24 protein-coding genes are annotated in these 24,416 nt (G+C 66.7%); 12 read left to right on the top strand and 12 right to left on the bottom strand.

Annotation, left to right across the window (positions count from 1 at the left end; genetic code table 11):
• Nucleotides 1-14: 14 nt before the first annotated feature.
• Entirely contained in the window at nt 15-695 is a 681-nt protein-coding gene (locus tag H5V43_RS12980) for a DUF2490 domain-containing protein (protein WP_025548287.1), read from the top strand.
• Nucleotides 696-1,000: 305 nt separating this feature from the next.
• On the opposite strand, the gene feoB is transcribed toward H5V43_RS12980, so the two are convergent.
• The 3 genes from feoB to H5V43_RS12995 form a co-directional block, all read right to left on the bottom strand.
• Complete coding sequence (gene feoB, locus H5V43_RS12985; protein WP_193666677.1) at nt 1,001-2,863, bottom strand: ferrous iron transporter B; 1,863 nt, start codon at nt 2,861-2,863, stop codon at nt 1,001-1,003.
• Nucleotides 2,860-3,117 carry a FeoA family protein gene (locus H5V43_RS12990; protein ID WP_025548285.1) on the bottom strand — a complete coding sequence of 86 codons (258 nt, stop codon included), beginning with the start codon at nt 3,115-3,117 and terminating at the stop codon, nt 2,860-2,862. The genes feoB and H5V43_RS12990 overlap by 4 nt, the downstream gene beginning before the upstream one ends.
• Before the next feature lie 88 nt (nt 3,118-3,205).
• Entirely contained in the window at nt 3,206-3,871 is a 666-nt protein-coding gene (locus H5V43_RS12995) for a COQ9 family protein (protein WP_025548284.1), read from the bottom strand.
• Between the two features lie 187 nt (nt 3,872-4,058).
• On the opposite strand from H5V43_RS12995, the gene H5V43_RS13000 reads away from it, so the two are divergent.
• Entirely contained in the window at nt 4,059-5,141 is a 1,083-nt protein-coding gene (locus H5V43_RS13000) for an alkene reductase (protein ID WP_025548282.1), read from the top strand.
• Nucleotides 5,142-5,310: 169 nt separating this feature from the next.
• Here the strand turns inward: H5V43_RS13000 and ribH are convergent, their stop codons facing one another.
• The 6 genes from ribH to H5V43_RS13030 all read right to left on the bottom strand — a co-directional run bounded on the left by ribH (nt 5,311) and on the right by H5V43_RS13030 (nt 10,033).
• Nucleotides 5,311-5,733, bottom strand: a complete 423-nt coding sequence (gene ribH / locus H5V43_RS13005; protein WP_025548280.1) for a 6,7-dimethyl-8-ribityllumazine synthase — start codon at nt 5,731-5,733, stop codon at nt 5,311-5,313.
• A 12-nt stretch (nt 5,734-5,745) separates the two neighbouring features.
• A complete protein-coding gene (gene ribB / locus H5V43_RS13010; RefSeq protein WP_025548279.1) occupies nt 5,746-7,029 on the bottom strand; it encodes a 3,4-dihydroxy-2-butanone-4-phosphate synthase in 1,284 nt (427 codons plus the stop codon).
• A gap of 70 nt (nt 7,030-7,099) precedes the next feature.
• Entirely contained in the window at nt 7,100-7,714 is a 615-nt protein-coding gene (locus H5V43_RS13015) for a riboflavin synthase (RefSeq protein ID WP_025548278.1), read from the bottom strand.
• A 62-nt stretch (nt 7,715-7,776) separates the two neighbouring features.
• Entirely contained in the window at nt 7,777-8,766 is a 990-nt protein-coding gene (gene ribD, locus H5V43_RS13020) for a bifunctional diaminohydroxyphosphoribosylaminopyrimidine deaminase/5-amino-6-(5-phosphoribosylamino)uracil reductase RibD (RefSeq protein WP_257557046.1), read from the bottom strand.
• A gap of 20 nt (nt 8,767-8,786) precedes the next feature.
• On the bottom strand, nt 8,787-9,314 hold the full coding sequence (locus H5V43_RS13025; RefSeq protein WP_025548277.1) for a hypothetical protein: 528 nt from the start codon (nt 9,312-9,314) through the stop codon (nt 8,787-8,789).
• Between the two features lie 26 nt (nt 9,315-9,340).
• Nucleotides 9,341-10,033, bottom strand: coding sequence for an energy transducer TonB (locus H5V43_RS13030; protein ID WP_025548275.1), 693 nt, complete (start codon nt 10,031-10,033; stop codon nt 9,341-9,343).
• Between the two features lie 422 nt (nt 10,034-10,455).
• Between H5V43_RS13030 and ssb the strand changes: the two genes are divergently transcribed.
• The 10 genes from ssb (at nt 10,456) to H5V43_RS13080 (ending at nt 21,788) form a co-directional block, all read left to right on the top strand.
• Nucleotides 10,456-11,028, top strand: coding sequence for a single-stranded DNA-binding protein (ssb, locus tag H5V43_RS13035; protein WP_025548273.1), 573 nt, complete (start codon nt 10,456-10,458; stop codon nt 11,026-11,028).
• Nucleotides 11,029-11,250: 222 nt separating this feature from the next.
• Nucleotides 11,251-12,540: an RsmB/NOP family class I SAM-dependent RNA methyltransferase gene (locus H5V43_RS13040; protein WP_025548272.1), complete on the top strand. Its 1,290-nt coding sequence runs from the start codon at nt 11,251-11,253 to the stop codon at nt 12,538-12,540.
• Nucleotides 12,541-12,584: 44 nt separating this feature from the next.
• The gene (locus H5V43_RS13045) at nt 12,585-13,070 is read left to right on the top strand and encodes a hypothetical protein (protein ID WP_025548271.1); all 486 of its coding nucleotides are present in this window, start codon (nt 12,585-12,587) and stop codon (nt 13,068-13,070) included.
• Nucleotides 13,071-13,174: 104 nt separating this feature from the next.
• Nucleotides 13,175-13,837, top strand: a complete 663-nt coding sequence (gene rpe / locus H5V43_RS13050; RefSeq protein WP_025548268.1) for a ribulose-phosphate 3-epimerase — start codon at nt 13,175-13,177, stop codon at nt 13,835-13,837.
• Complete coding sequence (locus H5V43_RS13055; protein ID WP_025548266.1) at nt 13,834-15,600, top strand: heparinase II/III family protein; 1,767 nt, start codon at nt 13,834-13,836, stop codon at nt 15,598-15,600. Before rpe ends, H5V43_RS13055 begins: the two co-directional genes overlap by 4 nt.
• Nucleotides 15,601-15,751: 151 nt before the next feature.
• The gene (gene purH, locus H5V43_RS13060) at nt 15,752-17,341 is read left to right on the top strand and encodes a bifunctional phosphoribosylaminoimidazolecarboxamide formyltransferase/IMP cyclohydrolase (RefSeq protein WP_048576386.1); all 1,590 of its coding nucleotides are present in this window, start codon (nt 15,752-15,754) and stop codon (nt 17,339-17,341) included.
• 182 nt (nt 17,342-17,523) lie between these two features.
• Complete coding sequence (locus tag H5V43_RS13065; protein ID WP_044661200.1) at nt 17,524-17,865, top strand: UrcA family protein; 342 nt, start codon at nt 17,524-17,526, stop codon at nt 17,863-17,865.
• A gap of 143 nt (nt 17,866-18,008) precedes the next feature.
• Entirely contained in the window at nt 18,009-19,535 is a 1,527-nt protein-coding gene (locus H5V43_RS13070) for an NAD(P)/FAD-dependent oxidoreductase (RefSeq protein WP_025548262.1), read from the top strand.
• 5 nt (nt 19,536-19,540) lie between these two features.
• Complete coding sequence (locus tag H5V43_RS13075; RefSeq protein ID WP_025548261.1) at nt 19,541-19,960, top strand: GtrA family protein; 420 nt, start codon at nt 19,541-19,543, stop codon at nt 19,958-19,960.
• Nucleotides 19,938-21,788 (top strand): hypothetical protein, encoded by a 1,851-nt coding sequence (locus H5V43_RS13080; RefSeq protein WP_025548259.1) that lies wholly within the window; start codon nt 19,938-19,940, stop codon nt 21,786-21,788. The genes H5V43_RS13075 and H5V43_RS13080 overlap by 23 nt, the downstream gene beginning before the upstream one ends.
• On the opposite strand, the gene msrB is transcribed toward H5V43_RS13080, so the two are convergent.
• Genes msrB through H5V43_RS13095 form a run of 3 tightly spaced genes read right to left on the bottom strand, consistent with a single transcriptional unit; the run spans nt 21,746 to nt 24,382 of the window.
• A complete protein-coding gene (gene msrB, locus H5V43_RS13085; RefSeq protein WP_037481970.1) occupies nt 21,746-22,219 on the bottom strand; it encodes a peptide-methionine (R)-S-oxide reductase MsrB in 474 nt (157 codons plus the stop codon). The two genes, H5V43_RS13080 and msrB, sit on opposite strands and share 43 nt — an antisense overlap.
• A 19-nt stretch (nt 22,220-22,238) precedes the next feature.
• A complete protein-coding gene (locus tag H5V43_RS13090; RefSeq protein ID WP_025548256.1) occupies nt 22,239-23,429 on the bottom strand; it encodes an ABC transporter permease in 1,191 nt (396 codons plus the stop codon).
• Nucleotides 23,426-24,382, bottom strand: coding sequence for an ABC transporter ATP-binding protein (locus H5V43_RS13095; RefSeq protein WP_025548255.1), 957 nt, complete (start codon nt 24,380-24,382; stop codon nt 23,426-23,428). Before H5V43_RS13095 ends, H5V43_RS13090 begins: the two co-directional genes overlap by 4 nt.
• Between the last annotated feature and the right edge of the window lie 34 nt (nt 24,383-24,416).

A 24,416-nucleotide genomic window follows, 5' to 3' on the forward strand; every position in this document is an offset into this window, starting at 1 on the left:
GGGAGATTGACTTCATGCGACTGACCCACAAGCTGCTGCCCGCGCTTGCCCTGCTGGCCGTCCCGACCGTGGCGCATGCCAGCGAGGACGAACAGCTCTGGACCACGGCGAACGCGACGGTGAAGCTGAGCGATCATTGGCGCTTTTCGCAAGAGGTCGTCGCCCGGTTCAGCAACGATCGCGACGGGCTGTACGAGGTCGAGATGAATTCGCTGATCGGCTACAGGATCGGCAAGAAGGTGACGGTCTGGGCGGGCTATACCCATGACCCGCAATATGACGCGAGCCATTTTTCCGTGATGGAGCATCGCGGGCGGCAGCAGGTCACCTTCGACAATATCGTGAAGATCGGGCCCGGCCAGCTCAGCGCGCGCCTCCGGCTGGAGGAGCGCTGGCGCGAGGGGATCGACGGCACCGCCTGGCGGCTGCGTCCCTATGTCAAATATGTGCTGCCGTTCAGGGAAGGCGGCAAGACCGCGCTGCTCCTCAGCCATGAGAGCTTCATCGACTTCAACACCACCAATTTCCAGCGGGTGCAGGGGGAGGAGCGGATGCGCAACCTGATCGCCATCACCACCCCCGTGGCGAAGAATGTGAATGCGGAGATCGGCTATCTGCACCAGCACGGCTTCCGCCCGGACGCCGATGACAGCAATGACAATGTCGCGTCCTTCTCGCTGAACTTTTCCTTCTGATCTGCGGCGCGGGGTGCGATCGAACCGCATCTTCCACGCGGAAAGCCGGAAAAGCCGGGTTGAGGACCGCACCATAGTCTCGAACATTCTCCCTCGTCGCCATCGTGGCTCAAATGGCTCAATATGTCCCCAACAAGACCCTCCCTTCGTGCCTTACCCCATCGGAATCCGGCCACTGACTTCTCAGGAACACGGTGCATTTGACCGTAGCAAATGGCCAGTTATGTACGATCGCACTTCCCCTCGCCTCCAGGGGGAGGGTGGGACTTAGCATCCACTTTCCACCCAATATCAACCTGCGCGCTCTACCCTAGGCCGAGCGCCGTCGCCGTCCAGTAGGTAAGGCCTGCCGCGACATAGGCCAGGATGAACAGATAGCCGATCATGAACAGCGGCCATTTCCAGCCGTTGGTCTCGCGCCGCGTCACCGCGATGGTGGAGATGCATTGGGGCGCGAAGACGAACCAGGCGAGGAAGGCGAGTGCGGTCGGCAGCGGCCAATTGTCCTTCAGCCGGTCGCCCAGGCTGCGTTCCAGCTTCGCCTCATCCTCGTCGGCGTCCAGCGAATAGACAGTGGCGAGCGCGGACACGGCCACTTCGCGCGCCGCCATGGCCGGGATCAGCGCGAGCGAGATGTCGCGGTTGAAGCCGATCGGCGCGAGCACCAGGTTGAGCCCGTTGGCGACACGTCCCGCGACCGAATAGTTGACCTGGCTGATGCCGCTATCTTCCGGCGCCTTGGGGAAGCTCAGCAGCACCCAGAGGATCACCGTCGAGGTGAAGATGATCGTGCCCGCACGCTTGAGGAAGATCACCGCGCGCTGCCAAAGGCCGAGCAATATGTCCTGTGGGCGCGGCCATTGATATTTGGGCATCTCCATCAGGAAGCTGCCGCTCGCGCCCTTGGTGACGGTGCGGCGCAGCACCAGCGCGGCCAGCATCGCGCCGACGATGCCGGAGATGTAGAGGCAGAACAGCACCAGCCCCTGCAAGCCGATGCCGAGCGCCACCGTTCGGGTCGGGATGAAGGCGCCGATGATCACCGCATAGACCGGCAGCCGCGCCGAACAGGTCATCAGCGGCGCGATCAATATGGTGGTCAGCCGGTCCTTCGGGTCCGCGATGGTGCGGGTCGCCATGATCCCCGGCACCGCGCAGGCGAAGGAGGAGAGCAGCGGGATGAAGGCGCGGCCCGACAGCCCCACCTTGGCCATCAGCCCGTCCATCAGGAAGGCGGCGCGGACCATATAGCCGGTCGCCTCCAGCATCAGGATGAAGAAGAAGAGGATCAGGATCTGCGGCAGGAACACGATGACCGATCCAACGCCGTTCAGCACCCCGTCGACCAGGAAGGAACGCAGCAGCCCATCGGGCAGCGCGGCCGTCACCGCGTCGCTGGCGCTGGCGACAAAGCCCTCGATCATGGCGATCGGCGCTGCGGACCAGGCATAGACCGCCTGGAACATGATGAAGAGCAGCGCGAGCAGCAGGATCAGCCCCGCCACGGGATGCAGCGCCACCCGGTCGATCGCCGCGGTCAGCCGGCGGGAGGGGGTTTCGCGCACGATGGCCGCGCGGGCAATCCGGCGCGCTTCCCGGCGCAGCCCTTCGAAATCGCGCTGTTCGGCGGAAGCGCGGACCTTGCCTGCGCTGCCGTCGAGCATCGATTGCAGCTCGCCGCGCAGATGATCCAGGCCGCGCTTGCGCACCGCCACGGTGGAGATCACCGGCACGCCCAGTTCACGGGAGAGGATATGGGCGTCCAGTTCCAGCCCGTCGCGGGTGGCGAGATCGACCATGTTGAGCGCCACGATGGTCGGCAGACCAAGCGCGATCAGTTCCAGCGCGAAGCGGAGGTGATTGTCGAGATTGGACGCGTCGACCACCACGACCAGCGCGTCAGGCAGGCGCTCGCCCGCCTGCCTGCCCAATATGACGTCGCGCGTCACCTGTTCGTCGGGACTGGTCGGGTTGAGGCTGTAGGTGCCGGGCAGGTCGACCAGTTCGATCGGGCGGCCGTCCGACAAGGAAAAGCGGCCCGCCTTGCGCTCCACGGTGACGCCGGGATAATTGCCCAGCTTCTGCCGCGCCCCGGTCAGGGCGTTGAACAGGGCGCTCTTGCCGGCATTGGGATTGCCGACCAGCGCGATCAGCGGCAGGTTCGTCACAGGTCGCTGTCCGAGGGGCCGGTGCGGACCGTGATGGCGGCGGCATGGTTGCGGCGCATGGCGATGGTCATGCGGCCGACCTTGCAGGCGATGGGCCCGCGGCCCAGCAACCCGCCATGGTGCAGCGCTTCCACGCTCGCGCCCTCGCACAGGCCGAATTCACGCAGCCTTTGCCCATCGGACGCGGACAGCGCGTTCCAGTCGATCAGGTCCACATAAGCGGGTTGGCGCAGCGGCAGGTCGGTCAGGCGCAAGGGTAAGGCACTCGTCATTTACTTCTGCGAGTGACTATCAATACCGATTGGAAAAGGCCAGCGCGAATCGGTGCGGCGGCGCGGCAGATTATATGGCCGGGTAGCGCAGCCGCCCGATGAAGCGGGCGAAGCTCAGCCGTTCGCCGCCGCCAATGCCCTTCCACTGGGCCTTGGCGCGCTCGAAGCGCATCACGCCTTCGATCCGCCGCGCCAGGAAAGCGCGGGTCTCCGCCCAGTCATCGCTCTCATCATCGACGAAGACCAGCAGGGTCGCGGCATAAACCCCCGCCAGCGTCAGGCGCTTGCTGTAATGATTGAGGTCCGTCGACTCGTCGCCCGCGGCGCGCCACATCACGTCCGCCGCGCGCCAGCCGAGTTTGGCGGCGCGGGCCGCGTTGCGGGGCATGGCCATGACCGCCTGCGCCCGGCGCAGCGCTTCCCGGTCGCGCGCGAGCAGGGTCAGGCGGCTTTCCACCAGCCGCGTTATGCGCTGGCGGATCGACAGGGCCGCCAGCTTCTCAGCCGGCAGCGCCTCCAGCATCCGCGCATCGATGCTTTCGAACCAGGCATCGATCATGTCCATCGCGCCCCCTGGAAAGGCCAGCGCGGCGATGTCGGCATCGATGCCGCACTGCTCCGCCGCCATGGCCACCGCTTCCCGGCGCCAGCCGTCGAAGGCGGCATGGTGGGGCAGGATCGGGGCGAGCGCGGCCCGCACTTCGTCGAGCGTCATGTCTTGATGCGTCGGGGTCATGGCCCGCTATTACGCCCCGCCGCGCAGGCGTACAAGCGCGCGGACGCATTAGCCGAGATGAAGGCGGGGAAAGCAAAACTTGGCGGCATGGCGGCGGCCAGGGTCTTGAAGCGGCTCCCCAGGCATCCTAGCTGGCTTTGGCAGGCAAGTCCCGTTGCAATCTGCAACTTTGAAAAGGGAGTATTTCATGGCGAATCTGTTCGAACCGGTACAGCTCGGGGCGATCCATGCCCCCAATCGCGTGCTGATGGCGCCGCTCACGCGCGGCCGCGCGACCCGCGATCATGTGCCGACGCCGATCATGGCGGACTATTATCGCCAGCGCGCTTCGGCGGGCCTCATCATCAGCGAGGCGACGGGCATTTCGCGGCAGGGGCTGGGATGGCCCTTCGCGCCGGGGCTGTGGTCGGAAGAGCAGGTTGAGGCGTGGCGGCCGGTGACGGAGGCCGTGCATGAGGCAGGCGGCCGGATCGTCGCGCAACTCTGGCATATGGGGCGCGTGGTGCACAGCAGCGTGACTGGCGAGCAGCCGGTCTCGGCCAGCGCCACCGCGGGACCGGGCGACGCGCACACCTATGAGGGCAAGAAGCCCTATGAACAGGCGCGGCCTTTGGCCATAGACGAAATTCCGGGCGTGATCGCGGATTATGTCCGCGCTGCCAAAAACGCCATCGCGGCCGGTTTCGACGGTGTGCAGATCCATGCCGCGAACGGCTATCTGATCGACCAGTTCCTGCGCGACGGCAGCAACCATCGCGACGATATTTATGGCGGTTCGATCGAAAATCGCGTGCGCCTGCTGCGGGAGGTGACGCAGGCGGTGGCCGACGCCATCGGTGCGGACCGCGTGTCGGTGCGGCTGTCCCCCAATGGCGAGACGCAGGGCGTCGACGACAGCAATCCTTCCGCCCTGTTCGCGGCGGCCGCGGACGTGCTGCAGCAGATCGGCATCGCCTTCCTGGAACTGCGGGAGCCGGGGCCGGACGGGTCCTTCGGCCGGACCGACGTGCCGCGCCAGTCGCCGGTCATCCGCCGGCATTTTTCCGGGCCGCTGATCCTGAACAGCGATTACGACCTGGAGCGGGCGCAGCGGGATCTGGACAGCGGCCTGGCCGACGGCGTGAGCTTCGGGCGCGCTTTCCTGGCCAATCCGGACCTGCCCAAGCGCCTGCGGATCAATGCGCCGCTCAATGGCGCGAACATGGCGACCTTCTACAGCCAGGGCGAGGAAGGCTATGTCGACTATCCGGCGCTGGAGGAAGCGGCCTGAATAGAGGTCTGGGGGGCGGGTGGAAAGTGGACACTCCCCCCCTCACGCCTTAGGGGAGGGGGCTGGATCGGCCAGCTTCGGCCTCCCATCCTGGCCCGCCGCAACCCCGAACCGCATAAAGAAAGGGGCCGCCCGGCAGCAGCCCCTTTGCACACCTAAATCCGGCGTCTCAGGCGCTAAATCTCTCCCGCAGCGCCAGCATGGCGATGGCCGCCTTCGCCGCCTCGCCGCCCTTGTCCTTCTCGTCCCGCCTGGCGCGGGTCAGCGCCTGGGCTTCGTTCTCGACCGTCAATATGCCGTTGCCGATCGGGATGCCGTCCATGCTGAGCGCCATCAGGCCGCGCGCGCTTTCGTTCGACACGACTTCGAAATGATAGGTTTCGCCCCGGATCACCACGCCGATGGCGATGAAGCCGTCATAGCGCCCGGTTTCCGCCGCCAGCGCCACCGCGCCGGGAATCTCCAGCGCGCCGGGAACCGTCACCACCTCATATTTATGCCCCTCATCCTCCAGCGCGGCGACCGCGCCCTCGATCAGCAGGTCGTTGAGATGTTCGTAGAAGCGCGCTTCGACGATCAGGAATTTTGCCATGGATAGGTTTCCTTAAAGCTCGATCGACCGTTGCCCAACCACGGCCAGGTCATAGCCGTCAAGCGCGATCAGGCTGTGGTGCGTGTTGCTGAGCAGGATCATGTCATGGACGCCGAGTTCGGCCAGAATCTGCGCCCCCACGCCATAGTCGCGCAATTCGTCCATGCCGGAGTCGGGCTGACCGGCATGATGGCGCAGGCTGCGGCTCATGAAATCGCCCGGCGCCTGGGCGGCGAGGACGACGACGATGCCGGCTCCCTGCCGGGCGATGATCTCCATCGACTTGGCAAGCAGGCCGTTGCGCGGCCCGGTCGATCCATAGACGTCGTCCAGCAGCGAAAGCTGGTGCATGCGGACCAGCGTCGGCTCGTCGGGGGAGACATGGCCCTTCTGCAGCACCAGCTGCTCGGTCTGAGTCGCCTTGTTGTAGAAGCTGATCGCCTTCCAGTCGCCGCCCCACTGGCTGTTGAAGACAGTTTCGGCGCGGCGTTCCACCATATGGTCATGCCGGCGGCGATAGGCGATCAGGTCGCGGATCGTGCCGATCTTCATCCTGTGCTTCTGGGCGAAGGGGATGAGGTCGTCCAGCCGCGCCATGGTGCCGTCGTCCTTCATCACCTCGCAGATGACGCCCGACGGATTGAGCCCGGCCAGACGGGCGACGTCCACCGCCGCCTCGGTATGGCCGGTGCGGACCAGCACGCCGCCATCCTTCGCCACCAGCGGGAAGACATGACCGGGCGTCACGATGTCTTCGGGCCCCTTCGACCCGTCGATCGCGACGGAGATGGTGCGGGCGCGGTCGGCGGCGCTGATGCCGGTGGTCACGCCCTCGCGCGCCTCGATCGACACGGTGAAGGCGGTTTCGTGGCGGGTGCCGTTGTTGCGGCTCATCAGCCCCAGGCCCAGATGGTCGACCCGCTCCTTGCTCAACGCCAGGCAGATGAGGCCGCGGCCATGGGTGGCCATGAAGTTGATCGCGTCCGGCGTCGCCATCTGCGCGGGAATGACCAGGTCGCCCTCATTTTCCCGGTCCTCGTCATCGACCAGGATGAACATGCGGCCGTTGCGGGCCTCATTGATGATCTCCTCGGGAGAGGCGAGCGCGGTGCCGCCCTCCCGCTTGGCGAGATAGCTTTCCAGCTTGCCCAGCGTTTCCGCCGTCGGATTCCAGTCCGCCTCGCCCAGCTTGCGCAGGGAATTGGCATGGAGACCCGCCGCGCGGGCAAGGCCGGATCGCGACATGCCGCCCTCCGTAACCAGCGAACGGACCGTATCGATAAGGGCTGACGACATGCTGAAGACTCCTTCCCACGGCGGGATGGAGCGGCATATCACATCAAGATGTGATTATGGCAAGCAATAATCACATTGAGCGAGAGCGAAGGCTCTGCATCCGGTCGAGATAGCGCGCCAGCACATCGATCTCCAGATTGAAGGCGCGGCCCGGCGTCAGGCTGTCCAGCGTCGTCGCGGCGGCTGTGTGCGGAATGATGTTCAGGCCGAAATGGACGGAGCCATCCGCCTGATCCTCCACCGTGTTGACGGTCAGCGAAATGCCGTCCACGGTGATCGAACCCTTGGCCGCCAGAGCGGGGGCCAGCGCGGCGGGCGCGGCAATGACAAGGCGGGTCGAATCGCCTTCATGCGCGGCGGACACCAAAGTGCCGATGCCGTCGACATGGCCGGTGACGATATGGCCGCCCAACTCATCCCCGACCTTGAGCGCGCGTTCCAGGTTGAGGCGGCCGCCCTGGTCCCACAGGCCCGACGCCGTGCGGGCGACGGTTTCGGCCGACAGGTCGACCGCGAACCAGTCGGCGCCCTTCTCCACCACCGTCAGGCAGGCGCCCGAACAGGCGATGGACGCGCCGATGGCGACCGATTCCATGTCATAGGCGCAGCCGATCGCCAGCCGCAGGTCGCCGCGCTGTTCATGGGTGCGGATGGTGCCGATGTCGGTGATGATGCCGGTGAACATGAGGAGCGCCTTGCTTGTGTTCCGTTGGCCGCGCCCGGAAGGGGCGGGGCTTTCGGGGTGATCTAGGCGTTCCGGCTGCGGAGGTAAACCTCCAGCCGATCATCGCCCAGCCGCCGCTCGTCGTCGAGCCGCCAGCGGCCATGCGCGCCGGCCAGATCGGTCAGGCCGATGTCGCCCACGCCGGCAAGCCCGGCGCCGATCAGGATCGGCGCGCGATAGAGCAGCAGGCGGTCGACCAGATCGGCGCGCAGGAAGGCGGCGGCGGTCTGTGCCCCCCCCTCGACCAGCAGATGGTCGACATGCGGCAGGGTGGCGATGTCTTCCGGCGCGGCAATGCTATCCCACCCTTCAGGCGCGTCGCCATGGCTGAGCAGCACGCGCCGGGGCGAGCGGTCCTCCAGGCCGGCCAGGCGCACATCCAGCCGGGGCGCATCGGTGCGCAGCGTGCCGCTGCCAACCAATATGGCGTCATGCCGTGCCCGTTCCACATGGGCATGGGCACGGGCGTCCGGACCGGTGATCCAGCGGCTGGACCCATCGGCCAGCGCGATCCGGCCGTCGAGCGACAGGCCCAGCTTGAGCGTCACGGCCGGGCGGCCCAATGTCTGGCGCAGCACGAAACCGCGCATCGCGGCGGCGGCTTCCTGCGCCATCAGCCCCATTTCGACCACGATGCCGCGCTTGCGCAGCCAGGCGGCGCCCTGCCCGTCGGTGCGCGGATCGGGATCGCGCAGGGCGATGACGACGCGGCGGACCCCTGCCCGCGCCATCAGATCGGCACAGCGCGGACCGCGCGGGGAAAGGTGGAAACAGGGCTCCAGCGTCACATAGGCGGTGGCGCCGCGGGCGCGGTCCATGGCCTCCTCAAGCGCCTGCGCCTCGGCATGGGGGCGGCCGCCCTTCTGCGTCCAGCCTCGCCCGACCACATGCCCGTCCTTCACGATCAGGCAGCCGACATTGGGATTGGGCGTGGAAAGGCCGCGTCCCCGTTCGGAAAGTGCGATGGCGGCGGCCATGAAGCGCCGATCCTGAGCGGGATCGGCGGGGGGCAGGACGCTTTTGGATCGGGCGCTCAGGGCTGGGCCGCCCCGCTCTGGGCTGCTACGGGGACGGATTTCTCCGCAGCCTCGGCCTTGGCCAGCCGGGCGTCGAGCTGGGCGTTGATCTGCTTCAATGCTTCCTTGCGGCGGGCGGTGTTGCGGGCCTCGTCCTTCTTCCAGTCGATGCCGAAAATATCGGCCACGCCCTGCATTTCCTTCTGCTTCTTCTCGATCGCCGCCTCCCGCTTGGCGAGGTCGATCTTCTGCTGGAGGATGATCGCCGCGTCGGACCGGCTGGAGTCCCAGCTCTGGACATAGAAGATCTGGTTGCGCGTCGGCATGGTGTTGGTGTTGGCGTCGACGATGAAGGCCCAGATGATGACCCAGGTGACCGCGACGGACAGGCCGAGCAGCGGCCATTTATGAGGCCGGTTCTCACGAAAATAGCTCCACAGGTCGCTCATCGCGCTCTTGGGAGACACCGGACGGGGGAAGATCGCCATCGCGCCGATATAGGGTAAGGCGGGGCCGGATGCAAAAGCGCTGTTGCTGTCCGTCATGATTTCCGGCCCCTTCCTGTTGGATTTCAGACGTCTGCCAGGCGGAAATGGACGGTCAGCACCTTGGTCGAACTGATCGGCACGCCATCCCGAGTCGCCGGGCGGAAGCGCCATTTGCGCAGGGCATGGCGCTGGGTGGCGATCCAGAAGGCCTCGTCCGCCGCCGACAGCCGCTCTATGTCGGTGACGCGCCCGTCGGGGCCGATGGTGACGCGGACCACCACCTTGCCCTCCATCCCCTGCCGGATCATCGCACCGGGATAGTCGGGCTGGAACGCGGCCAGCGCGCGGGGATCGATGGTGGCATCGGCCAGCACCGGTTCGGGCGTCGGCGGGACTATGGGCGGCATGATCGTGCCCGTGCCGGAATCGCCGGCGGCCATGCCATCGTCGGCCTTCGTCGTGAAGCCCGTCGGCGGCGGCGGGACGACGGGCTTGTCCACCACGGTCGGATGGGATTTGGTTCGGGGCAGGGGTTTGGAGTCGTTTTCCGGCTGCTGCTGTTCCGGGGGCGGCGGCGTATCGTCCACCGGATAGGTCAGCAGCGGCGGTGGATCGCGGAAGACATCGACCACTTCCTTGGGCATCAGCAGATAGGCCCCGACCACCAGCGCATGGACGGCGATCGCCCCGCCTATGCCGAAGGAAGATCGGTTGCCGCCGCTATAGCCGGAAACCTGAGCCTGCCCACCTGCTGTCCGCAACGTCATCAGTCGCATATCGCACCCTCCTGTCATGCGATCCTTCCCGGATCGACATGTCATGTTACAACATATTTCCATGATATGTTGCAACATTAATTTTTGACCATTTCCAATGGTGACAGCCCAAGGTGCTGCCTCAAATTGCCCGAGAACGCTCCAGCTTGTAATCATTGGCGGGAGGAGACGAATTGGGTGGATGGCAGACAGACCGCTTTCCCCGGTTCGCCCTGAGCCTGTCGAGCCGAAGGCCGGCGAAGCCAAGGACTTCACTTCTCCTTGAAACTGTGGCGTCGGTCGCACCCCCTGTGGCTGTGCCGGATCGCGGCGTCCCGGCTCGCCTTGCTGTCGGGCGCCTGCTGCTGGGCATCATCGCGCACTGATTTGTGGACCTTCCAAGACAGCCCGCTATAAGGGCCTGCTAACGCTTCGGAGGAAACATGGCGGGTTCGGTCAACAAGGTTATTCTGGTGGGCAATCTGGGCGCGGACCCGGAGGTGAAGAGCTTTCAGAATGGCGGCAAGGTGTGCAACCTGCGGATCGCGACCTCCGAAAGCTGGAAGGACCGCATGTCGGGCGAGCGCAAGGAACGCACCGAATGGCACAGCGTCGCCATCTTCTCCGAGGGGCTGGCGGGCGTGGCGGAACGCTTCCTGCGCAAGGGGTCGAAAGTCTATCTGGAAGGCCAGCTGCGCACCCGCAAATGGCAGGACCAGTCGGGCAATGACCGCTATACCACCGAAGTGGTGCTGCAGGGGCCGGGCGCGGTGCTGACCATGCTGGACGGCGCGCCGGGCGGCGGCGGTCAGGGAGGCGGCTTCGGCGGTGGCGGCCGCTCGCAGGGCGGCGGCGACTGGAGCGGCGGTTCGAGCGGCTTTGGCGGCGGCGATTATGACGATTTCGGCGGCGGCGGCGGCTTTGGCGGCGGTTCCGGCCGCTCTTCCGGCGGCGGACGCGGCGGCGCTGGCGGGCCCAATTTCGACAATGACCTGGACGATGAAGTGCCGTTCTGAGGGCATTTTCCTGAAAGAAGGATCAGCGCCCCGCCCGGAAGGATGGGGCGTTTTTCTTTTGGTGGTCGGGCGGGATGGCGAAGGTCGATGGCCGGCCCGGTGAACCGCGTTGCTGCGCCGGCGTCGGGACGAGCCTGGCGCGCGTGATCCCCGCGACCGGCAAATATGCGCCAGCCGCCAACAAAACTTACTTTCCCCGGCATTTTGCCCTAGGCGCTTCCCATGCCCCGCCCTTCCCGCCCCGAGGACGTCCCCGGCCTCCCCGCCCGCCGCGCAGCGCTTCGCCTGCTCGACGCCGTGCTTCGGCGCGGCGACCCGCTTGAACTCGCGCTGCATGGCGCGGCGCAAGGGCTTGCTCCCGCCGACCGGGCGCTGGTTCACGCCATCGCTGCCGAGACGCTGCGCCACCTGCCCGATCTCGACGCGCTGATCGACAGCGCCACGCGCCAGCCGCTGCCGCATGACGCCAAGGCGCGCATGGTCCTGCGCATCGCCCTTATCCAGGTGCTGGCGCTGGGCACCGCGCCGCACGCCGCCATCGCCACCGCCCTGCCGCTGGTGGATGGCGGTCCGCGCAAGCTGGTGCACGGCGTCTTCGGCACGCTGACCCGCGCCGATCCGGCGCTTCCCTCACCCCCCACCCTGCCGCCGGAGACCGCCAGCCGCTGGGCCGCGCAATGGGGGGACGCCATGCCGCAGGCCGCCGCGCACGCCTATGGCCAGCGTCCGCCGGTCGACATCAGCCTTCGCGATCCCGCCCGGACCGCGCATTGGGCCGAAGCGCTCAACGGCCGGAGCCTTGCCCCTGGGCATGTCCGCCTGCCCGAAGGTGCAGCGATCCCCGACCTGCCCGGCTTCAGCGAAGGCGCCTGGTGGGTGCAGGATCTGGCCGCCTCCACCCCCGCGCGCCTGTTGGGCTTGGGCGAGGGACGCCACGTCCTCGACCTCTGTGCCGCGCCCGGCGGCAAGACGATGCAGCTTGCCGCCGCGGGGTGGCGCGTCACGGCGGTCGACCAGTCGAAGAAGCGCCTTGAACGATTGGGCGAAAATCTGGCGCGTACCGGCCTTTCCGCCGCCATCGTGCAGGGCGACCTGCGCGCATGGGAACCCGATGGGGCAGCCGACGCCATCCTGCTCGACGCGCCCTGCACCGCAACCGGCATCTACCGCCGGCATCCCGACGTGCTGCACCGCATCGGCCCGCGCCAGATCGCGGAGCTGGGCGAACTCCAGACCGAACTGCTGGCTCGCGCTGCGGCATGGCTGAAGCCCGGCGGCACGCTGATCTACGCCACCTGCTCGCTCGAACGGGCCGAGGGCGAGGAGCAGGTCGCCCGCTTCATCGACGCCCGGCCGGATTTCAGCCCGCTGCCCGCGACGCCCGGCGAGCTGCCCGACGGCATCGTGCCGACGGCGCAAGGATGGGTCCGCACACTGCCGGACAGCCTTGCCGCGCAGGGCGGAACCGACGGCTTTTTCGTTGCAAGGCTGATACGATCCACTAAGCCTTAACCAAGCAACCCTATGGTGCGATCCGGCATTCAGAAAGACCTGCCTTGCGCCCGACCGAGCCCCTTCCCCTGAACCATAGCTGGCCGCTCTATGCGTTGCGCGACCATCTTGCGCCGGTGATGCTGGACGACCGGATCGCCCGCGACGATGGGGCGCTGGCGGAGCGCGGCCTGGGCCTGTGGCATTGCGACCTCAGCGACGACAGCCTGAACTGGACGGACGGGGTCTATGACATTTTCGGGCTGGAACGCGGGATGACGATTCCCCGCCCGCTCGCGGTGTCGCTCTACACGCCCGAAAGCCGTGCCGCGATGGAGCAGTTGCGCGCCTATGCGATACGCCACAGGCGCGGCTTCACGGTGGATGTCGACATCCGCCCGGCGGACGGCGGCGAATGCGCCATGCGCCTGATCGCCGCGCCCATCATCCAGCGAAATCAGGTGGTTGCGCTGCATGGCGTCAAGCAGTTCCTGCCCAGGGGTTCCAGGCCGTCGACCGGCCTTGATCCCACGCTGTTCATCCTGTCCTGACAGGCCGGCCGAGTCCGCACGCCGACGCCTGTCGCCAAAAGCCTGTGGATAGCGTTAATCGGGCGTTGCCCTGACCTGCGGCCAAGGCTAAGGCCGATGGTCAAATGACCAGCCCGATCCTGATCTCACCCTCCATCCTGTCCGCCGATTTCGCCCGTCTGGGCGAGGAGGTCCGCGCCATCGACGAAGCGGGTGCGGACTGGATCCATATCGACGTGATGGACGGCCATTTCGTACCCAACATCACCATTGGTCCCGGCGTGGTGAAGGCGCTGCGTCCGCATACGAAGAAGCCGTTCGACGTCCACCTGATGATTTCCCCGGTGGACCAGTATCTGAACGCCTTTGCGGAGGCGGGCGCCGACATATTGACCGTCCATCCGGAGGCCGGGCCGCATATCCACCGCTCCATCCAGCACATCAAGTCGCTGGGCGTGCAGGCGGGCGTGGTGCTGAACCCCGGCACCCCGGCCAAGATGCTGGATTACCTGATCGACGATGTCGACCTGATCCTGGTGATGAGCGTCAATCCGGGCTTCGGCGGACAGAGCTTCATCGCCAACCAGCTCCGCAAGATCGAGGCGATCCGGAAGATGATCGAGAAGTCCGGCCGCGACATTCGTCTGCAGGTGGACGGCGGCATCGACTTCGCCACCGCGCCACAGGCGATCGGGGCGGGCGCCGACGTTCTGGTGGCGGGCACCGCGACCTTCCGGGGCGGTCCGTCCGCCTATGCCGACAACATCCGGACGCTGCGCGGCGGGTGAGCGACCGCCGCCGCCCTTCCCCCCATTCCGCCCCCGAGGAGGCCGGACCCGGCCCGGAGGACGGGATCGAACAGGGCAAGCGGCTCATCCGCATCGCGGATGACAAGGGGCTTTCGCTGGCGCAGCGCATCGCCAACCGCTTCTATCTGCTGAGCTGGAAGACGCCGATCCACGGCCGCCGGCTGAAGGGCAAATATCCGCTCAAGCTGCTTGCCGTGCCCGACGATGAAATCCCGGGCAATGCCCATGCGGGTCAGGCGATCCGCGCCGGCTATTTCCTGTTCCGGGGCCTGAAACTGCCTCTCGACAGGCTGGATTTCGCCAATCCGGGCGTGACGGCGGGCTTTGCCGATTATCTGCACGGCTTCCACTGGCTGCGCGACCTTGCCACCGTGGCCACCCGCGAACAGGCCGCGCCGATTGCCGAAGGCGTGATGCGCAAATGGCTCGCCGCTCATGCCGACACGCCCAGCGAACCCGCATGGCGCGCCGACAATGCGGGCTGGCGCCTGCTCTTCTGGTCGGCCCATGCACCGCTGATCCTTTCGTCGAGCGACCTCGTCTATCGCTCTCTGGTGCTGAACTGCATCGCCCGCACCGCCCGTCATCTGGACCGCAGCGCGGACAAGGCGCCGGTCGGCCTGCCGCGCCTGGTCGCCTGGGGCGGGATCGTCGCGGCGTCGATGCTGCTGCCGGGCGGCGCGGCGCGCAAGCTGTTCGGAGAAGCCGGCCTCAAGCGCGCGCTCGACAGCGGCCTCCATGGCGACGGCGGCATCATCTCGCGCTCGCCGCTGGACCAGCTGGAAGCGATCATGCTGCTGACCATGGTCGCCGCCGTCTATGAAGTGCGACGCGAACAGACGCCTGCCTTGCTGAAGGAGGCACTGGCCAAGGCCGTGCCGGCCCTGCTCGGCCTCACCCATGGCGATGGCGGGCTTGGCAACTGGCAGGGTGCGGGCGCCATCGATCCCGCCACGATCGACGCCGTCATCCGCGCCAGCCGCGTGCGCGCCCGCCCGCTGCGGCAGGCCAATGGCTGGGGCTATCAGCGGCTCGCCGCCGGGGGCACCGTGGTGCAGGTCGATGCCGCCCCGCCTCCCGTCGCCCAATTGGCCGATGCGGGCTGCGCCTCCACCGGCGCGGTCGAGATCAGCGACGGGCAGCAACGGCTGATCGTCAACTGCGGCGGCGCCGCGCTGGAGGGCGCGTGGATGCCGCGCGATCTGGCGCAGGGGCTGCGCACCACCGCGGCGCACAGCACATTGGTGCTGGACGACAGCAATTCCACCGCCCTGCTGCCCGACGGCACGCTGGGCAAGGGCGTGACAGAGGTGGAGATCAACCGGCAGGAGACGGAAAGCGGCAGCCGCCTCGACCTCAGCCATGACGGCTATGTGCGGCGCATGGGCTATGTCCACCGCCGCCTGCTGCTGATGAGCGCGGACGGCAAGGAAATCCGTGGCGAGGACATGCTGACGCCCGCGGTGCGGCGGCGCAAGCCGGTGAAGCTGCCGGTCCAGCTTCGATTCCACCTCGCCCCCGGCGTCGAGCCCACGCCCACCGCCGACGGCATGGGCGCCCTGCTGCGCATCGACACCGGCGCGACATGGCAGTTCCGCGCCAATGCGGGGAAGCTGGCGATCGAGGAAAGCCTGTGGGTGGATGCCCAAGGCCGCCCCCATGGCACAAAGCAGCTGGCTGTCACCAGCGAGGCCCTTCCGGGCGGCTCGACCGTGGGGTGGTTGCTGAAAAAGGTGAGCTGAGCGCCTCGCGGTCCGTGCAATGAGGCCGCCGGCTTGCCCCATGGCGATTGCCGCGATTTCCGGGACGGCGAATGTTCCCTTTCGCTCGGAATCGCTCTAGAGGCCTGCGGCAAGCCTGAGCGGCACCCGAACAGCAGCAGGAAGCACCTCCATGTCAGACGTCATCATCAAGCGCGCCCTTCTTTCCGTTTCGGACAAGTCCGGCCTCATCGAACTGGGTCAGGCACTGGGCAGGCATGGGGTCGAGCTGGTGTCGACCGGCGGCACGGCCAAGGCGCTGCGCGAGGCGGGTCTGGAGGTGAAGGACATCTCCGACCTCACCGGCTTCCCGGAAATGATGGACGGCCGCGTCAAGACGCTGCATCCGAAGGTCCATGGCGGCCTGCTCGCCGTGCGGAACAATCCCGATCATGTCGCCTCCATGCAGGCCCACGACATCGGCGCGATCGACCTGGTGGTCGTCAACCTCTATCCCTTCGCCGCCACCGTCGCCAAGGGTGCGGAGCGCGAGGAGATCATCGAGAATATCGACATTGGCGGCCCCTCCATGGTCCGTTCCGCCGCGAAGAATCATGAGAGCGTGGCCATCGTCACCGACCCCGCCGACTATGCCAGGCTGATCGCGGAAATGGAGGAGAAGGGCGGCGCGACCAGCTACGACTTCCGCCGCATGCTCGCGGCCAAGGCCTATGCTGCCACCGCCGCTTACGACGCGATGATCGCAAGCTGGTTCGCCTTCGCGGATCAGGGCGTGCAGTTCCCCGAAAGCCTCTCGGTCTCCAGCACGCTGGGTTCGACGCTGCGCTATGGCGAAAACCCGCATCAGTCGGCTGCCCTCTACCTGCCCGTCGGCCCGTCGGCCAACGGTATCGCCCAGGCGAAGCAGATTCAGGGCAAGGAACTCAGCTACAATAATTACAACGACGCCGACGCCGCGCTGGAGCTGGTCAGCGAGTTCCGCGACGGCCCGCCGACCGTGGTGATCGTCAAGCATGCCAATCCCTGCGGCGTCGCCACCGGCGCCACGCTGATCGAAGCCTATGAAGCCGCGCTTGCCTGCGACAGCGTGTCGGCATTCGGCGGCATCATCGCCGTCAACCGCCCGCTTGACGGTCCGACCGCCGAGGCGATCAGCGGCATCTTCACCGAAGTCGTCGCCGCCCCCGATGCGGACGAGGACGCCAAGGCGATCTTCGCCAGGAAGAAGAACCTCCGCCTGCTGCTGACCGGCGACCTGCCCGATCCGGCCCGTGCCGGCCTCCAGATCAAGAGCATTGCCGGCGGTCTGCTGGTGCAGGGCCGCGACAATGGCCGCGTCAGCCGCGATCAGTTGAAGGTGGTGACGAAGCGCGCGCCTACCGAGCAGGAGCTGAACGACTGCCTGTTCGCCTGGACCGTCGCCAAGCATGTGAAGTCGAACGCCATCGTCTATGCCAAGGGCAACAGCACCGCCGGTATCGGCGCGGGACAGATGAACCGGCTGGAATCCGCGCGCATCGCCGCATGGAAGGCGAAGGATGCCGCGGAAAAGGCCGGCTGGGCGGAGGCCCGGACCATCGGTTCGGCGGTTGCGTCGGACGCCTTCTTCCCCTTTGCCGACGGCCTGCTGGCGGCGGTCGAGGCGGGCGCGACGGCGGTGATCCAGCCCGGCGGCTCCATCCGCGACGAGGAAGTGATCGCCGCCGCTGACGAAGCGGGTCTGGCGATGGTCTTCACCGGCATGCGCCACTTCCGCCACTAAGGGCGATTGATGCGGATGCGAAAGGGCGCCGATCCTTTCGCATCCGCAAAAATAGCGGTTTTCAGCCACTTTCTGCCAAGTGGCCCCTTTTCATATGCCTTCGCGAAGCCTATTTAGAAGAGGACCCTACTCCCACGTCAGGCGTTGGGCAGATCCGATAAGAGTTCGACAGGAGATACAGGATGACCAGAAAGACGTTGGTGGCGCTGACCGCCGCGATGACCCTTGCCTTGCCCGCAGCAAATGCCTTTGCCGGCATCAACGATATGGACGTGGTGGTCGACGGCCGCACCGGGACGGAAACCCGCAGCATCGCCGTGTCGATGGCCGACCTGAACCTTGCCAGCACCCATGGCGTCCGCGTGGCCGACTCCCGCATCACCAAGGCGGCGAAGAAGGTCTGCGGCTGGATGAACGGATCGATCCTGCCCGCCACGCCGGACTATCGCGCCTGTTTCGGCGAGGCGCTCGACGGCGCCCGCACGGACCTCAACACGCTGATCCAGGCACAGCGCCAGGGCTGATCCGCCCTTTTGAAAAGAGTGGAGGCCGGCGGCTCACCATGGCCGCCGGCCTTGCCTTATCTTGCATTGTTACCGGCTATTAACTACTCCTTAGAAGATTTCCTTCACCTAAACCGGCGAAGGATTTCACCGGGGGGCCTTGGATGCCGCAGAACGACCACCATGTGGATGTCGCCATCATTGGCGCGGGGCCGGCTGGGTTGACGGCCGCCTATCTGCTGACCAAGAAGGGCCATTCGGTCAGCATCATCGAAAAAGACCCGGTCTATGTCGGCGGCATCAGCCGAACGGTGGAACTGAACGGCTTCCGTTTCGACATTGGCGGCCATCGGTTCTTTTCCAAGTCGCAGGAGGTCGTCGACCTCTGGAACGAGATACTGCCCGACGACTTCATTCAGCGCCCGCGGATGAGCCGCATCTATTATGAAGGCAAATTCTACAGCTATCCGCTGCGCGCCTTCGAAGCGCTCGGCAATCTGGGGCTGTGGCGATCGGCGCTCTGCATGGCGAGCTTCGCCAAGGCGAAGCTGTTCCCCAATCGCGATGTCCGTTCCTTCCAGGACTGGACGGTTAACGCCTTCGGCCACAAGCTGTTCTCGATCTTCTTCAAGACCTATACGGAGAAGGTATGGGGCATGCCCTGCGACGAGATGTCGGCGGACTGGGCGGCGCAGCGCATCAAGGGCCTGTCGCTCTGGGGCGCAGTGACCGACGGCCTCAGACGATCCCTGGGCCTCAACAAAAAGCCCAATGACGGCATGGCGACCAAGACGCTGCTGGAAAGCTTCCGCTATCCGCGCCTTGGCCCCGGCATGATGTGGGAAGCGGCCCGCGACTTCGTGGTCGCGCGGGGGAACCGCGTGCTGATGGCGCACAGCCTGGAGCAATTGTCGCAGGATCAGGCGAGCGGCGGCTGGCGCATGGTGGCGCGCGGCCCGGACGGCGAAACCGCCATCACCGCCGGCCATGTCATCAGTTCCGCCCCGATGCGCGAGCTGGCCGGCCGCATCCGTCCGCTGCCCGCGACGCTGGGCCAGGCGATGGACCTTAAATATCGCGATTTCCTGACCGTGGCGCTGATGGTGAAGGGCGAGGACATCTTCCCCGACAACTGGATCTATATCCACGATCCGAAGGTGCAGGTCGGCCGCATCCAGAATTTTCGGAGCTGGTCCCCCGAAATGGTGCCGGACCCCGATCTGGCCTGCGTGGGCCTGGAATATTTCTGCTTCGAGGGCGATGGCCTCTGGTCGTCGAGCGACGCCGATCTGATCGAACTGGCGAAGAAGGAAATGGCGACCCTGGGCCTGTGCGACCCCGCCGATGTCGTCGGCGGCGCGGTGGTGCGGCAGGAAAAGGCCTATCCGGTCTATGATGACGGCTATGCCGACAATGTCCTTGCGATGCGCACCGAATTGCAGCGGCTTTATCCGACGCTGCATCTGGTCGGCCGCAACGGCATGCACCGCTACAATAATCAGGACCATGCGATGATGACGGCGATGCTGACGGTCCGCAATATCGAGGCGGGCGAGCAGCTTTACGACATCTGGGCGGTCAATGAGGATGCCGAATATCACGAAGCGGGCGAGGAAGGGCAGGACGCAGCCGGTCGGCGCGCCGCGCTCGCCAGCGAAAGGCTGGTGCCCAATCGTCTGAAGGCGGCCTGACCCCCATGCCCCATTGGGTGCGGAGCATGGCCGGGCCGTTCAACGCCGTCCTCGGCCGTTTCACCTTCACGCGCTATCTTCTGGCCAGCATCTGCGCGCTGTCGGCCGATTTCGCTCTGTTCATGCTGTTCCACCGGCTGGGCGTGCCGCCTGCCATTGCTGCGTTCGCCGGCTATTCGGGCGGACTGGTCCTGCACTGGATGATCAGCACGCAATTCGTGTTCGACATGCAGCAGCCGGCGACGCATGGACAGCGGATCGCCTTCATCCTCAGCGCCCTGATCGGCATGGCGATCACCATGGGGCTGGTGGGCGGGCTGAGCGGCCTGGGGCTTCCGCCCGCCATGGCCAAGCTGGCGGCCGTGCCGGTGAGCTTCCTGTCCGTCTATGCGATCCGGAAATATGGCATCTTCGCCCGCGCCTGACAGCGGCCGCCTTCCCAAGACAGCCTCTATCGCCGGTTGGCAGATCGGCGTGGCGGTCCTGCTGCTCTGGGCCCTGTGCTGCGCGGTCATGCTCTGGCTGTTCCGCAACGGGCTGACCACGCTCGAATTCCGCGATCCCGATGACGCCATGCGGCTGCAACAGGTCCGCGACTGGCTGCATGGCCAGGATTTCTGGGACGTCAGCCAGCACCGGGTAAACCCGCCGGCGGGCGGACCGATGCACTGGTCGCGCATCGTCGACATGCCGATCGCCGCGCTGATCCTGATGCTCCAACCGCTGCTTGGGCCTGCAAGGGCCGAAATCGCCGCCTGTGCGCTGGTGCCGCTGCTGCTGCTGGGCGGGTTGACGGGCACGGTCTTTCTGGCGGCGCGGCGCGCTGCCGGCGGCGTCTTCGTTCCGATGCTGGCGGTTGCGCTGCTGCTGACCACGCCGACCATCCTGGTCCAGTTCACCCCGTTCCGGATCGACCATCACGGGTGGCAGATCTGGATGGCGGCCATGGCCCTGTGCGGCGCACTGGATGCCCGTCGCCTGAGGGGCGGCATCACGGCCGGCCTTGCGCTGGCGGTGTGGCTTCAGATTTCCAGCGAGGCGCTGCCCTATGCCGCGCTGTTCGCCGGCGCCTTCGCCCTGCGGACCTGGTTCGACCGGCGGGAGGCGGCGCGGATCGCCGCCTATGCCGCCACGCTGGGCGGCGGCGCGCTCCTCCTCCTGCTGTTGCTGCGCGGCCCCGGTGCGGCGCTGGTCCGATATTGCGACAGCCTTTCGGCAGCCTATATCTGGCCGCTCGTGGCTTTTGCGCTGGCGATGCCGCTTGCCCTGCGCCTGATCGGCACGACCAGCGTCCGGCGACGCTTCATGGCGACGGCGGCGGCGGGAGTCACGGCGGCCGGCGTGTTCCTGTTGAGCGGCGGAGCCTGCCTTTCCGGCGATCCCTTCAAGGCGCTCGGTCCGGTGGCCTATCGCTTATGGTATCTCCAGGTGAAGGAGGGCCGCCCGGTCTGGGAACAGGGTCTTCTGATGGCGGGGATCATCCTGCTGCCGGCGGCCATGGGGCTGGTCAGCACGATCGTCGCGGCCTGGCGCGCCACGGAAAGGGAGGCGCGGGACCGCTGGATCGTCATTGCCCTGCTGCTGACCGGAGCGCTGGCGGTCGCGGTCCTCGTCCTGCGCGCCATGTCGGTGGCGCATGTCCTGGCGCTGCCCGGCACGGCCTGGCTGCTGCTGGCGATCTTTCAGCATATCCAGAGCTGGAGCAGGGCCGTGGCGCGCATTCTGGTGACGGCGAGCGTCGCCATATTGCTCACCCCGGCGGGCCTGTGCGGCGCCTGGATATTGATCACGAGCGGCGCGGCGGAAAAGGAGCAGCCCGAAACCGTCAATTGCCGGACGGCGGCGCTGCTGGCGCCCTTGCGGGCGCTGCCCCGCTCGACCCTGTTCGCGCCGCTCGATCTGGGGCCCGACATCCTCGTGCGAACCGGGCACAGCGTGATCGGCACAGCCCATCACCGCAATGCCGCCGGCATCACCGCGGTCATCGACGGTTTCACGGAAGCGCCCGAAAAGGCCTTTGCGACCATCATGCGCCTGAATGGCGGCAGGGGCGCGGATTATCTGCTGATCTGCAACGAGATGAACGAGATCAAACATTATCGCGCCGACTTCCCGAAGGGCCTGGCCGCGGCGTTGAAGCGCAACCGGCCGCCGCGCTGGCTGCAGCCGGTTCCCACCAAGGGGCCGCTCCGCATCTACAAGGTGATCGCTCAGCCGGCGACGAAGGCCAGCGCAACGCCGTTCATGCAATAGCGCTTGCCGGTGGGCTTCGGCCCGTCATCGAACACATGGCCCAGATGGCCGCCGCAGCGGGCGCAATGCACCTCCGTTCGCGGATAGCCCAGTTCGAAATCGCGCGAAGTGCCGACGGCGCGGGGCAGCGGCGCCCAGAAGCTGGGCCAGCCCGTGCCGCTGTCGAACTTGGTCTTCGAGCTGAAAAGCCGTTGCCCGCAACCGGCGCAGGCGAAGATACCGGTGCGATGTTCCTTGTTGAGGGGACTGGTGAAGGGATATTCGGTCGATCGCTTGCGCAGCACCTGATAGGCAGGCGGGCTCAGGCGTCTGCGCCATTCGGCATCGCTGAGCGTGAAGGGATAGGCGGCGGCCCTGCCCAGCCCGGCCTGCCAGAGGACGATCGTCGTCGCGGCACAGCCGCCCATGCCCAGAAAGCGCCGCCGGTTCATGGGCCCCGCCATAGCAGGGTCAGCCTGTCGCGCTTCTGAACAGCTGCTTCCACCAGCCGCCGCCCGATTTCAGCACATGGCGGCGGAACAGCAGCACGCCGATGCGGATGATGAGGCCGACCCAGAGCATCTGCCAGGCTATGGCCAGGAGATGGGGCCAGAGCGTGTCCACCTGCGCCGCGCGGGCGATCATGGCGAAGGGGGAGGAGAAGGGCAGGATCACCGCCGCGACCTCCGGCGGCGATCCCATCTTGTCGACGGCATAGGTGGCGAAGAAGAAGATCAGCATCTGCCCCATGGTCACGGGCATGTTGAGCGTCTGCACCTCCCGCACGGTCGCCGCCTGCGCGCCGATGCCCAGGAAGAGGGAACCGAGCAGCGTATAGGCCATGGCGAAATAGATGACGGCCAGCATCAGGAAGAGGGGCCAGCCGATGGCGGGCTCCGGTAGGCTGACGCCAGGCGTCTTCAGCGCCAGGAACACGCAAAAGGCGGTCCCGCCCCAGAAGAGGATGCCGACGAAGCTCATCGCCAGCATCGCCATCAGCTTGCCCAGGAAGATCGCGTCGACCGGCACGGCGGCGGCGAGGATCTCTATGATCTTGTTGGTCTTTTCCTCGACCAGATTGGACAGGATCATGCCCGCGAGCAGGATGGTGAGGAAGAAGACGACGATCTGCGCGATCCGGCCGATCACCAGCCTGCCCTGGGTCTGCGCGCCGACGCTGGTGGCGACCTGTTGCGCCTCCACCTGGACCATGTGCAGCGACTTTTCGGCCACGGCGGCGCTGGCGAGCAGGCTGATGTCCCCTTCCAGCCGCCGGATGTCCTGCGGCTGGCCGGTCATCACCGGCCGGGCGGGCGATCCCGACACGATCACCATGACGTCCGCATTCGCCCCGGCCAACTGAACGCGGGGCGCGGGAGACAGCGGCACGCGGCGCAGCGCCGGCAGCGCTTGCGGCCCCATGCGCTCCGCCAGCCGGGCATGGGCGCGCTCCATCCGCGCCGCATCGGCGGGGGACATGGCGACGCCGACGACCGGGCGCAGGTCGGTGGTCGAAATCTTGTCGCCCAGCCCGCCGAACGCCATGCCGATGACGATCGGGAACAGCGGCCCCAGCAGGAAGAAGATGAAGGTGCGCGACAGCACCACGGCGGTGAAATCCCGCCGGGCGATGACGAAGGCGGCGCGCATCAATTCGCTCATGCCGCTTCCTCCCGCTGCTGGTCGTCCTGCATCTGCCGGGCGGCCGCCTCGCCCGCAATGGCGACGAAGGCGTCGTGCAGGCCGGGGCGTTCGATCGACAGGCTTTCTATCCCGGCATTGCCGTCGAGCAGGGCGCGCAGCAGCGGTTCTATGCCCTCCTGCGGCAGGGCGAAATGCCAGGTTCCATCCTGCGCCATGGTTTCGGCGGGCAGGGCGCGGCGCCAGCCGCCATCGCTGGCGCGGGTGCGCAGGCGCACCTGCGGGCGCAGCCGGTTGCGGGCGTCGTCCACCGTGCCCTCGAAGCGGACGCGGCCGCCCGCGACGATGGCGACCCGCTCGCACAGCCGTTCGGCATGGGCGATGACATGGGTGGAAAACAGCACCGTGACGCCGCGCCGGGCCTGATCCCGGATCAGCGCCTCCAGCTTGCCCTGGTTGAAGGCGTCGAGGCCGGAAAAGGGTTCGTCCAGCACGATCAGGCGCGGTTCGTGAACGATGGTGCCGAAAAGCTGCACGGTCTGGGCCATGCCCTTCGACAATTGGCGGATCGGCTTTTCGGCGGAGGCGCCCATGCCATAGTCCGCCAGCATGGCGCGGGCGCGTTCCCGCCCGATCCTGAGCGGCAGGCCACGCAGCGCGCCCATGAAGGCGATGGCTTCGAACGCCTTCATCGAAGGATAGAGGCCGCGTTCCTCCGGCAGATAGCCGACATTGCGCGCCTGGCGCAGCGGCGCGGGATCGCCCAGCAGGCTGCGATGCCCCTCATCGGGATCGATGATGCCGAGCAGCGTGCGCAGCATCGTCGTCTTGCCCGCGCCATTGGGGCCCAGAATGCCGTAGATCGACCCGGCGGGCACCGCGATGTCGATGCCGTCCACCGCCCGGAAATCACCGAATGTCTTGACAAGACCACGCCCTTCGACGGCATAGGTCGGTTGAGGAGCCCCGATCATCGCCCTCTGATAGTCGCATCGCATGCCAACGCAA

Source organism: Sphingobium fuliginis (assembly GCF_015074805.1).
GTDB lineage: Bacteria > Pseudomonadota > Alphaproteobacteria > Sphingomonadales > Sphingomonadaceae > Sphingobium > Sphingobium fuliginis.